Genomic DNA, 10004 nt, shown 5'->3' with positions numbered 1-10004 from the left:
GCCTCACGGCGATACTCCGGCGTATAAGTCTTCCTCTTGCTTGTGCCCATCACGGACATCCTCCCCGACAGGCCCGCAAACACGCGAAACCCGCCTGGTCAGTGTCCGGAATTCGGGGTCAACCTCATGTATCCTGACGTTCAAGGGCACTTCATCCTTGACCGCGTTATGTTTCGGGGAGGGCCAGCAGACGGACGACTTGAGGGACGGTGTTGCGTCGGGCCGGGAGGTAACTTCATTGGTTTGAATATTGTGAGCCAAGGGGCGATTCAAACGAAACAACTCGGAATCTGCGTGGACTGAAACGGGTGCTCGAGACGATATTGCTGGCGCAAGGACTCGCCGAGGAGATCATCCAGATAGCCAGGCGGGCGCCGGACCGTGGTGCCTACCTCACGTCGGTTGCCCCTCTTCTGGACGTCCCTGAGGAGGACATCGGTCACATCAGAAAGATGAGCGTTGAACAGCTTGTGAGTATTTATCAGAGGAACCAGATTGTGGATGAATTGAAAGCGGTGAAGGTGCAACTTGGGGAAGAAAATCCCTAAGTCGGCGCTTCCGGACGGGACGGTCACCGGGAGGTGGAAATGGACCTCCGCGCCCCCTTCAGACACGCCTGTCCAATGACTCGAATCAGCTCTTCTGGTTCCTTAGAAAGGTGAGGAGCGCCGAGTTGAGGGCCATGGTGGGGGCTGCGTCGTTGGTGAACGCCGCGTTCGTTGCGGAGACGTTCTGGAACGACGCTTCCACAACGCTGTTCCCTGCGGGCGCGAGCTTCAGCCGGCTGGTGCGGCCGCTTCCTCGTGGTCCTTCCCTTGTCAGGTAGCCGCGTGTGATGAGGGCGTCGATGGTGGGCGCGACGCTCTGGGGTCGTATCTCAACGGCCCTGGCGATGTCCGCTTGACTCAGCTCTTCGTCTGCGGCGGCGAGTTGCACGAGAACACCGAATTCGACCGGGGTGAGACCTTGCTCCGTCAACGCGGCAGCCAGGAGTCGCGTCGCCCGGCGTGCAGCGCGGATGACAGTCCATCCGATGACAGCGTCGATGTCGGCGGTTGTGAACTGAGCTTGATGCGGCATTCACCCATCCTACGAAGACTATCGTTGGAATCAGGAAACTGATTTAGGAGCAATATGAGTGACACCATCACCATCACGGGCGCGACCGGCGAGATCGGCGGGAGAACCCTGCACATGCTTCATGAGGCGGGTGCGAACGTGCGTGCTGTTGCCAGGCGATCGGAGCAGGTCTCCCACTTCGCGTCGGAGGGAATCGATGCTGCCCTTGCCACCCTCGACGACGTCGAATCCCTCACGAAAGCGTTTCAAGGCACGGATCAGGTGATGCTCGTCACAGCAGCCAGCCCGAAACAATCCGTACACGGCAGGAACGTGGTGCTCGCAGCTCGGGCAGCGGGTGTTCGGGCGATCACTCACCTGTCAACGGCGGACGCGAATCCCGAATCGGACATCCCCTGGGCGCGCGCGCCGTGGCACACCGATCAACTCGTTCAGCTCTCCGGAATGGAATGGACAATCCTTCGCCCGTCCGCGTTCATGCAGAACCTGACCGAGTTCGCAGCTCCCATCAAACGCGGCTTCTTCCCCCAGACCACACAACGGGGTTGTGTCGCATGGACGGATGCCGCTGACATCGCCCGGGTCGCTACGACCCTTCTTCGGAAGGGAGTCCACACCGGCGCCGAACCCATCATTACCGGTCCCGAGCTCCTCACCTCAGCTCAAATCGCCGGCACCTTTTCGAAGGTTCTCGGCCGACGGGTGCGTTACGTGCACCTGCCCAGCCGTGTCTTCGCCGGTGTCATCCGGCTCGGCGGTGCCGATGCCTGGACAGCAGAGGGACTCCGGCATCAATTCGCCCGCGTCGTTCGCAAGGGACTCGACCACGCAAATGTCCAGACAAACGACGTTCAGGAAATCACCGGCCGACCCGCGACCACCCTCGAGGCCTGGGTCACAGCAAACAAGGAGCACTTTACAACCCGCTAACCGGGCATCATCGACGCGCGGCCGGACAAAGACCGGCAGCGACTCAAAAATCCCAAAACCGGCGACCAAGACACCTGGGACGGCGAGATGAGTTATCGAGACAAACGACTCACGCGGAATCCCGGGCTTCTTACCCGCTGGCTCGCGGGGGAGTGGGGTGTATCAAAAACCTTTAGCTTTTTGGCACAGCTCTGTTAGGACTGGGGCGTTCGACGCAGAACATGTTGGCTCTGCCGGAGGAGCTCCGGGGGAGAGGCGCTGGTCTTCGGGTGCTGAACCTGGGTGGTGTGAATGTGTATACGGGGACACCGATGGGGTCGATGGTGTTTACGGTGATGGCGGCGCTTGCTCAGATGGAGCTCGACATCAAACGAGACCGCATCACCGACAGTGTCACGAAACACCGCGCCGCTGGCAAGGATCTGGGTGGCCGGAAGCAGCAGCTCACAGACAGCCAGATCCTGAATGCGCGACGTCTGATCGATGCGGGCGAGCCCGCGCCTCAGGTAGCCCGGGATCTGCGTATGTCCCGGGCGACGCTGTACCGGCGGATCGGGGCGTTGTCGAAGTGACCGAGGAGCTGGGGAGAGCCTGTCAGGTGCGACGGCACCGGTGGATGAACTTCGGATGCGTCGCGAACGAAAGATTGTGCCAGCAGGGATGTCAAATGAGCGAGCGTTGGAGATCGCGATCGCTGTCGCCGATCGCCGACTCAGCAAGCCAGATTGGTTCGCGGCCGACCAGGTGTACCAAGCGCCGAGAATCTACTGATCGACTCGGCGATCTGCAGAGTACACACGCCCGCCTGCAACTTTCGACGATGACGAACACAACCACCATCGTCAGAGAAACGGCACATGAGTGAGTGAGGCTGTCGGAAGGGACCGGCGGCAGGTTGCTCGACCGGAAGATCGGGCAACCTGTGTCTAGCTCTGGGCTAGTTCATTAGCTCGAGCGCAGTAAGTACAAGGTAGACGACTGTCGTGGTGCACCGTTGATCCCCGGCTTGCTTTAGGTGTGTCCTCATCTTGGAGGACTGGTTCTGGGCGGGCGTTCCGGTCATGCTGGTGCGAGTGTTTCCCGTGCCCGGGTACAGGGCCCCGCCGTGAGGAAATCCCTTCTTGGTGTGGTCTGAACCGTGAGGATTGTGTGTGCACCGCCGAACTTTCCTAGGCCTTCTCGCGGCCGGTAGCGGCGCTTTCGCGCTGAACGCATGTGCAGCGCACTCCGGCCCGCAAACCGTGCCATCCACCCCGGGTCCAGCGTTTCCGACCCGGACCCTGACACCCGCCCCACCGCCGACACTCGTACCAACCCTCACGCCGGCGCCCGTTGCGGCCGTCCCGAATTTGGTGAAGGTAGGCATCCCGGATGGTGTGATGACGGCCCTGCCAGGTGATGGGAAATTGATTGCCTGGACGGTGGATGACGGTTCGAACAGTGAAGTGGTCCGGCTCTATGCGGAATTTGCCCAGCAGACGGGGACCCGTTTGACCTTCTTTCTGAACGGTTCGTGTCCGGCGTGGACCGAGCACGCGGACCTCCTGAAACCTCTCGTCGCGTCGGGTCAGATCCAGCTCGGGAACCACACCTTCTCCCACGCCGATCTCACCTCCCTGTCCGATGACGACGTCGTAAGCGAGTTGCAGAGGAACCACGATTTCATCGTGGACACATATGGGGTGGATCCTCGACCGTTCTACCGTCCGCCGTACGGCTACCGGGACCACCGCACCGACAAACTTGCCGCCTCGATCGGGTACACCACCCCCGTGCTCTGGTACGGGTCGATATCCGATTCGGGCCTCATTACCGAGCAGCAGGTCGTTGATTTCGCCACCCAATGGTTCCTCCCCGAACACATTGTGATCGGGCATCTGAATTTCCTGCCCGTCACGAACGTGTTCCCGCAACTACACCGACTGATCACCGACCGCGGGCTGACGACCGTGACGCTGAACGATGTCTTCACCCACTGAGGAGCCCGCCATGAGCCAAAACCCTCCGCTTCTACCGCCGCCGCTGCCCTGGGCCGTCCGGGGTCTGAACCCGCTGTGGCTATTCGCTGCGTTCCTGACCGTCGTGTCCGGGACCGCACTCATCGTCTCGACGGCGAACCCGGGTTCGTATCCACCGACGAGCTGCGATAGGGAAGGGAACTGCCTGTACCTGTGGACATTCACCGCCGTGCAGGTCATCGCCCAACTCGGACCCGGCATGTTCACTGCAGGGCTGGTTTGTTTCGGGATGGCGTTCGTTGCCAGAGCCCGTTACACCCGCGCGACAGCGCCCGATGCAAAGCCTCTCGAACAAGGCCCCTTCGAATCGAGCGAGCCGTCCCGGCATCTGTCGGAACGTGTCATCGCAGAGCGGATTGCCCCGGCAACTCATGGATTCGAGCCCGACCCGGGCGCCCTGAAATTAGCTGGCGAACAGATGGGCAATTATCGGCCGTTCATGCGGCCCGCCACAACAGACGGTCAGCACGAGCAGGCAGAAAAATGAACCCGCTGAAACGTCGCCTCGTGATTGCAGGCGGTATCGCTATCCTGCTCAGCAGCATCCTCGTCGTGCTGCTGACCAGGGAACTTCAGCAAAACGCGGGGCTGCTGTGTGGCGGCGCAACATGCGGGTATGTTCAGCTCTGGCAAATCGCTCAAGCTTTACAGGGCACACTCATCGGCGTCTTCACCGCCGGGATCATCGCTATCGGAGTCGCTCTCGCCCTCCACGCCGCCCGCTCAAACCTCCCCGATGACATGCCTACAGGCGATACCAATGCCGGTTTTTGATCGGCAAACGGAGTACTCGAATGGTAGATGGGCGTCCGACGCTGGTGACGAGCTCAGGCGGGCCGCATGAGACACCGGCAGCGTAGGTACGGCTATTCCGTTGCCGCCCTCGTACTGGTACTTATCGGGCTGGTTTTGGCTGCAGCGCAGCTTGTGTCTGCCAACTACCAGGGGTCCACCTACGCGTGCATTGTGGAGGGACCTCACTCGGCATCGGCTGATAGTCCGTGGGTTGTGACTGGTGCCGTTTCGATGTGGCCGCTTGGTCGTTCGTGCGAATGGGATAGCGCTGCCGAGGGTGGGATCAGCTCGACTTACTCTGGCAGTGAGCCATCATCGGTCCTGGTCGTCGGGCTTTTGATCGGCGGGGTAGTGCTTGCATTGGGCATGGGAGCGCGACGTCCCCGCCGCCCAGAAAGCCGTCTCTCGGCCTGGGCCGAGGACGAGGCAAGTTCCTAACGGCTCACGGAGGCTTGCGCAGAAGAAACACGACTCATCTCTGAGTCTCCAATTCGACTTCGTGATGCCCCACAACCGCCCACAGATCCCTGGGGGAGTGGGGTACATCAGAAGAACCATCGGTTCCGATAGGGCTATGGCTGGCTAATAACTTCGTCTGCATGGGACGTGCCGATGACGAGATGCATTCCTGTCCGGTCGGGGGCGACATCCGAGAACCCGCGTGACTCGTACAAGCGCCTGCCCGGCGGATCGGCGGTCAGCGTCACGTACGCGCCCTCGGGTGCGAGACGGCGGATGTCTCCGAGGAGGGCGTCGAGGAGCTTGCCGCCAAGCCCTCGGCCTTGGTGTTCGGGGAGGGTGGCCATATCGGCGATGAGGAAGTACCAAGTGCCGTCTCCAACGACCCGGCCCATAGCAACGGTCTGGCCTGTTTCGTCACGTACGTGCCGGAAGGACCAGCTCCCCGCGATCGCGCCTCGGGCCTGCTCCTCGGTCTTCGGTGAGAGCCCGGACAGCGTACGCAGCCGCACATAGTCTGCGACGTCCGGTGAGCCGTCGATGAGCTCGTACTGGTCTGAGGAGTGCATGGGCAGATTGTGCCACAGGTCAGGTTCGGTCAGTGCCCGGCGTCCCTTTTTGCGATGTTGGCGAGGCGGTTGTTGTGCCCGCAGCCGCCTGGTCCGGGTTCACCCGGACATGCGCGGACGCCGCCAACGGTGCACTGATCGAGAGGAGGCCGGCTGCGGTAAGAGCTGCGCCGACACGGAGGATGGTTCGTTTGTTCATGAGAAAGAGGTGTCCTTGACTGTGCACTCACCGCTGCGGATGCGCGCACGAAGAAATGTGATCAATGAGGGAGCCCACACCGCGGCTTCGCGAACCGACAGAAAAGACCTGCCTGCTTGGGCGGAGCGGTGTGGGAGAAGATTCATCACCTGTCATCGTCAGGGCGACACGTTCGCTCAGACGATGACAGGCCTCCCGGCCGGCGGACCACGGTGCCTCATCGACCCGAGGAGCACCCAGACGTTTTTCGCACGGTCGGGTTCGAGTTCGAGAGCGTCGACCGTTACCTTGTGCGGGGCCAGCGGCTCACTAAATGGCAGAGCGACCAAGCGGCGGAGGCGCACACACGCCGTCGCTGAGAGGCTACGGATGACCCGTTCGCCTTTGGTCAGCGCGAAGATTGTGACGATGGCGGCGACCGTGTGTGCTGCCCACATCCAGTCGCAGCCCTGCATCACGGCGTCACCTACGCCGGAGGCTGCGGTAAACGTCACCATGCTGTCGTGATGCCCGGAGGTCACCGCGGTGACACCGGAAGGGGCGCCGAGGCTGAAGATCAGGTGGAAGACGAGCTGTGACAGCCCGACCGCGATACTCAGGCGCAGAACCGACAGGGACTGGCCAGCCAACGCCACGCACACCAGAACGGCGAACGCCAGACCCTGCGCCAGACCCACTATCCCCGGTGCGGTACCCCCGACGGCGACGTGGGAGAACGCGGCAACGAACACGGCGAAACCTGCGGCAGAGACGCCGCGGAGAACACGCGCCGCTCTGTCGCTCATCCCATGCCCCTCACCGTCTATGCCAGCGTCAGTCTACAGAGCGTAGAAGTCACACTTTGAGTTGTACCACTACGAGCAACGAAGCTACATGGCCCACATCTCTCGGTAGCGCTGACAACGACAACCAACCCGCAGGGGATAGTCGATAGATGCAGTTACCCCGTCTGGTAGTCAATCGTCACCACTCAAAGCTAAACGCCCGCCAGGACCTCCACCGAGTGTCTTATAAACCTCCAAGTGCGTTGATGCTGGCCGGCGCCAAGCATTGCAATCATGGGTCTTGCAACGCGGATCTCAAAAGGGAGCCGACACAATGAGACATCCCACAAACCTTTCGGTTTTCGAGACAGTTGCTTGGCGCGTAAGACGCCCCCGGGAGTCGGGCTTAATGTCATGCAGCCTAAACGGGCACCCTCGGAAATTTTGAACCCTCGATGCCAGTAACGGCGGGGGAGTGCCCGTAGGCCGTCCGGCCTACGGGCATCCACTGGTGAACGTGTCTTGGTGGACCCGAGCGTGTCGCCGGAGGCTGACGGACGGCGAGCACGGCGCAGATTATGAATAAAGTTCTGGGATGGGGAGTTGGTCGGGGCTGCTCTGGCGGCAGACGGTGGTGGAGCAGCGGACGGCATTTACTCCGGCACTTCCCCGACGCGATCGAGCAGGTCGTGGAGTTGAGTTACTTCGTTGCCTGTCAGCCCTGCGAACGATTTCTCGTTGACGTCGCGCGTGACTTTTAGCCCGGCCTCGAATACATAACGACCGTCCTCGGTGATCGCGTGCTCGACCCGGCGTCCGTGCCCATGTGAACGGACGATGAGCTTCTGCGCTTCGAGTCGGTTCGCGAGTGTGCCAAATGCCTGGTCGCTTTGGAATGTCGTGATGGCTAGGTCGTGCGCGGACGAGCCGGGGGACTCCGAGATCGCCCGCAGAGCATCCCACTGGGCCAGAGTCGTGCCGACGGTCGCGAGGGCACGGTCCGCAGCGCGGTGATTGCGATACTGGGCTCGCTTCAGAAGCCGCCCAGTGGCAGCTGGGTCAGTCATCGCAGTGATTTCTTCACCTCGACATCGTAACAGCTTGTGTATATAAACATCTTGATATAGTCTTTCGATCATGACGAGTTCACCCTTTACCGAAGTTTCAGAGCTGGGAGCCGGTCGTCCCGTCCTTGTCCTTCACGGCGGTGGCGGTCCGTTCACGACAGCCTTACTCGTTCAACACCTAGCCGAGTCTGCCCGCGTTATTGCTCCCACCCACCCCGGTTTCAATGGAACCGCACGTGATCCAAGAATCACCACTGTTCGCGACCTCGCGGACGCGTACGCCACCTACCTGATCGAGCGTGACTTACGCAATGTGCTCGTCGTGGGCTCATCAGTGGGGGGATGGGTCGCTACCGAACTCGCGCTTGGATCTGCGGCCGACCGCATCTCCGGCATCGTCCCCATCAATGCCGCCGGCTTCGAGGTCGAGAGTCACCCCGCTCGTGACATCAGAGGAATGTCTCCGCAGGAGCTGGCCCAATACAGCTTCCACGACCCGTCGAAGCTGCGTCTACCTCCGCCCACTCCCGAAGGCGTTGCGATTGCCCAGGGCAACGCGGCGACTCTGGCCGCTCTCTCGGTCGACTCGGACCCCAAGCTGATGAAACGCGTCCATGCAATCACGATCCCCACCCTCGTGATCTGGGGCGAGTCAGATCGCATTGTCGACCTGGGCTACGGACGTGCGTTTGCCGCTGCTATTCCTGGCTCAGAGTTCGTCCACATCCCGGACTCGGGCCACCTTCCATACCTCGAAAACCCGACAGCGGTATTCGCAGCTCTAGCCCCATTTTCGCCACACACTCAAGAGCTGAAAAGCGCCCAATAGCTGACGCTCAAGGATCCACGCGCCGCAGCTCTGTCGGCGGGCATTCCCCTGCGGGCACCCCTCGAAGTCGAAAACAGCCTCAAATCCGGTTGGGATGGCTCGGTGAAACGCCGCCCGCTGATCGGTCGGCCCCCGGGGCCGGCTGCGGACTGGGCCGCTGGATCTCTTCGAGTGCGGCGAGAGCACCGTCAAGGTCGGCGGCGCGGTCCCCGAGGCCCTCCGCCACAACATTATCGAGCCCCGACATGGCCGCCTCGCACCGCTCGAGCAACGATTCGCCAGTGGGGGTGAGGCGCAGTTGCTGTCGGCGCCGATCACGGGCGTCACGCTCGCGAACGATCGCCCCGCTCGTCTCGAGTTCGGTAGCAAGCGCAACCACGAGACTGGGACCAACACCCATTGTCTCGGCGAGATCCTGCTGAGATCGAGGCACACCCTCCCGAAGCAGGGCGAGGATAGCCACGTGCTTCGGCCGGACGCCTTCGTGGTCGATGGAGCGGGCAAATGCGTCCTCCCACCGAGCGCCCAGGACGCCGAGCCGAAAGACAGTGCTCGTTAGTAGTTGCGGAGTGGGCATAAAGCAATGCTACAGTCCAAGAATGACTCATACTACGAATGATTCACCTCTCACACGATTGGCCGCTTCGCGCGTGCTGATGGGCGTCAACATCCTTGCCGCACTCGCGTCGGGTATCTTCGGGGCAGTCGCCCTGGCCGCCCCGTCATCGCTTGTCGGGCATACCGTCTCGCCGAACCCTGACACGAGGTTCTACGTCGACATGTACGCCGTTCGATCGATCGTCATCGCCGCGAGTCTCGTCACGGCGAGCCTGACTCTGCGACGCATTCCTGTTGTCGGAGCAATCGCTCTGGCGGGCGGCGGACTCGTTCAGGTCGGCGATGCGGCGATCGCTGCGCAATTCGGGACGCCCGGTGTTGTCGGCGCGTCCGTTGCCGCATTCATCCACCTGGGCACCGCCGGCCTCATGCTGAGCCGCGGCGGTTCCGCGCTATCACCCCGGCGCACCGCCTGAGACCAGACTCGCGCCGCGGCTCCCGCAATAAAGCCAGCCGCCATGCACGTGAGGGGTTAATCACACTGAGTGCCGATACCGCCATTTTGCGATCATAGATCACTGCTAAACCTGGATCCACCGATGGGGCATGGGGTGAGATCGGCGCGTTAAACGGAGAATACCTTTCTGATCAGGGATAATTGTTCTTACCACAGAGACAATTGGACCCGAAAAGAGAGGCATCTCGCAGATGCAAGTTTCTCATGCCGCACGGGCCG

Annotated in this window: 12 protein-coding genes and 1 pseudogene; 8 read left to right on the top strand and 5 right to left on the bottom strand. The window is 61.6% G+C overall.

What is annotated here, in order from left to right; translation table 11 throughout:
- Positions 1-308: 308 nt before the first annotated feature.
- Complete coding sequence (locus B7R24_RS17170; protein WP_116420204.1) at positions 309-548, top strand: hypothetical protein; 240 nt, start codon at positions 309-311, stop codon at positions 546-548.
- A gap of 85 nt (positions 549-633) precedes the next feature.
- Here B7R24_RS17170 and B7R24_RS17165 read toward each other — a convergent pair whose 3' ends face one another.
- Positions 634-1080: a MarR family winged helix-turn-helix transcriptional regulator gene (locus B7R24_RS17165; protein ID WP_116429923.1), complete on the bottom strand. Its 447-nt coding sequence runs from the start codon at positions 1078-1080 to the stop codon at positions 634-636.
- Positions 1081-1134: 54 nt separating this feature from the next.
- On the opposite strand from B7R24_RS17165, the gene B7R24_RS17160 reads away from it, so the two are divergent.
- From B7R24_RS17160 to B7R24_RS17140, 5 genes and pseudogenes are all read left to right on the top strand, one after another.
- A complete protein-coding gene (locus B7R24_RS17160) occupies positions 1135-2010 on the top strand; it encodes an NmrA family NAD(P)-binding protein (RefSeq protein WP_116429922.1) in 876 nt (291 codons plus the stop codon).
- Between the two features lie 185 nt (positions 2011-2195).
- Positions 2196-2582 (top strand): annotated as a pseudogene (locus tag B7R24_RS18545) (recombinase family protein); the annotation flags it as partial.
- An 807-nt stretch (positions 2583-3389) separates the two neighbouring features.
- Positions 3390-3989, top strand: coding sequence for a polysaccharide deacetylase family protein (locus B7R24_RS17150; protein ID WP_216364034.1), 600 nt, complete (start codon positions 3390-3392; stop codon positions 3987-3989).
- A gap of 10 nt (positions 3990-3999) precedes the next feature.
- The gene (locus B7R24_RS17145) at positions 4000-4515 is read left to right on the top strand and encodes a hypothetical protein (protein WP_116420146.1); all 516 of its coding nucleotides are present in this window, start codon (positions 4000-4002) and stop codon (positions 4513-4515) included.
- Complete coding sequence (locus B7R24_RS17140) at positions 4512-4802, top strand: hypothetical protein (protein ID WP_116420145.1); 291 nt, start codon at positions 4512-4514, stop codon at positions 4800-4802. Before B7R24_RS17145 ends, B7R24_RS17140 begins: the two co-directional genes overlap by 4 nt.
- Before the next feature lie 593 nt (positions 4803-5395).
- On the opposite strand, the gene B7R24_RS17135 is transcribed toward B7R24_RS17140, so the two are convergent.
- From B7R24_RS17135 to B7R24_RS17125, 3 genes are all read right to left on the bottom strand, one after another.
- Positions 5396-5851: a GNAT family N-acetyltransferase gene (locus B7R24_RS17135; RefSeq protein WP_116420144.1), complete on the bottom strand. Its 456-nt coding sequence runs from the start codon at positions 5849-5851 to the stop codon at positions 5396-5398.
- 375 nt (positions 5852-6226) lie between these two features.
- On the bottom strand, positions 6227-6835 hold the full coding sequence (locus B7R24_RS17130; RefSeq protein ID WP_116420143.1) for a hypothetical protein: 609 nt from the start codon (positions 6833-6835) through the stop codon (positions 6227-6229).
- Positions 6836-7467: 632 nt separating this feature from the next.
- Positions 7468-7881 carry a MarR family winged helix-turn-helix transcriptional regulator gene (locus B7R24_RS17125; RefSeq protein ID WP_116420142.1) on the bottom strand — a complete coding sequence of 138 codons (414 nt, stop codon included), beginning with the start codon at positions 7879-7881 and terminating at the stop codon, positions 7468-7470.
- A gap of 70 nt (positions 7882-7951) precedes the next feature.
- Between B7R24_RS17125 and B7R24_RS17120 the strand changes: the two genes are divergently transcribed.
- Complete coding sequence (locus tag B7R24_RS17120) at positions 7952-8710, top strand: alpha/beta fold hydrolase (protein ID WP_116420141.1); 759 nt, start codon at positions 7952-7954, stop codon at positions 8708-8710.
- 79 nt (positions 8711-8789) lie between these two features.
- Here B7R24_RS17120 and B7R24_RS17115 read toward each other — a convergent pair whose 3' ends face one another.
- On the bottom strand, positions 8790-9287 hold the full coding sequence (locus tag B7R24_RS17115; RefSeq protein WP_116420140.1) for a MarR family winged helix-turn-helix transcriptional regulator: 498 nt from the start codon (positions 9285-9287) through the stop codon (positions 8790-8792).
- A gap of 58 nt (positions 9288-9345) precedes the next feature.
- Here B7R24_RS17115 and B7R24_RS17110 point away from each other — a divergent pair, with 58 nt between their 5' ends.
- Positions 9346-9744, top strand: coding sequence for a hypothetical protein (locus B7R24_RS17110; RefSeq protein ID WP_147304113.1), 399 nt, complete (start codon positions 9346-9348; stop codon positions 9742-9744).
- Positions 9745-10004: the final 260 nt, after the last annotated feature.

Source organism: Subtercola boreus (genome assembly GCF_003399645.1).
GTDB lineage: Bacteria > Actinomycetota > Actinomycetes > Actinomycetales > Microbacteriaceae > Subtercola > Subtercola boreus_A.
Note: the sequence above shows the minus strand (reverse complement) of the source record. Positions and strands in the feature narration are given on the sequence as shown.

What these genes read in the sequence shown, in the direction of transcription:
- B7R24_RS17165 (WP_116429923.1), bottom strand. Translation starts at nt 1,080, where the DNA reads ATGCCGCATCAAGCTCAGTTCACAACCGCCGACATCGACGCTGTCATC.
- B7R24_RS17160 (WP_116429922.1), top strand. Translation starts at nt 1,135, where the DNA reads ATGAGTGACACCATCACCATCACGGGCGCGACCGGCGAGATCGGCGGG.
- B7R24_RS17150 (WP_216364034.1), top strand. Translation starts at nt 3,390, where the DNA reads ATGACGGCCCTGCCAGGTGATGGGAAATTGATTGCCTGGACGGTGGAT.
- B7R24_RS17145 (WP_116420146.1), top strand. Translation starts at nt 4,000, where the DNA reads ATGAGCCAAAACCCTCCGCTTCTACCGCCGCCGCTGCCCTGGGCCGTC.
- B7R24_RS17140 (WP_116420145.1), top strand. Translation starts at nt 4,512, where the DNA reads ATGAACCCGCTGAAACGTCGCCTCGTGATTGCAGGCGGTATCGCTATC.
- B7R24_RS17135 (WP_116420144.1), bottom strand. Translation starts at nt 5,851, where the DNA reads ATGCACTCCTCAGACCAGTACGAGCTCATCGACGGCTCACCGGACGTC.
- B7R24_RS17130 (WP_116420143.1), bottom strand. Translation starts at nt 6,835, where the DNA reads ATGAGCGACAGAGCGGCGCGTGTTCTCCGCGGCGTCTCTGCCGCAGGT.
- B7R24_RS17125 (WP_116420142.1), bottom strand. Translation starts at nt 7,881, where the DNA reads ATGACTGACCCAGCTGCCACTGGGCGGCTTCTGAAGCGAGCCCAGTAT.
- B7R24_RS17120 (WP_116420141.1), top strand. Translation starts at nt 7,952, where the DNA reads ATGACGAGTTCACCCTTTACCGAAGTTTCAGAGCTGGGAGCCGGTCGT.
- B7R24_RS17115 (WP_116420140.1), bottom strand. Translation starts at nt 9,287, where the DNA reads ATGCCCACTCCGCAACTACTAACGAGCACTGTCTTTCGGCTCGGCGTC.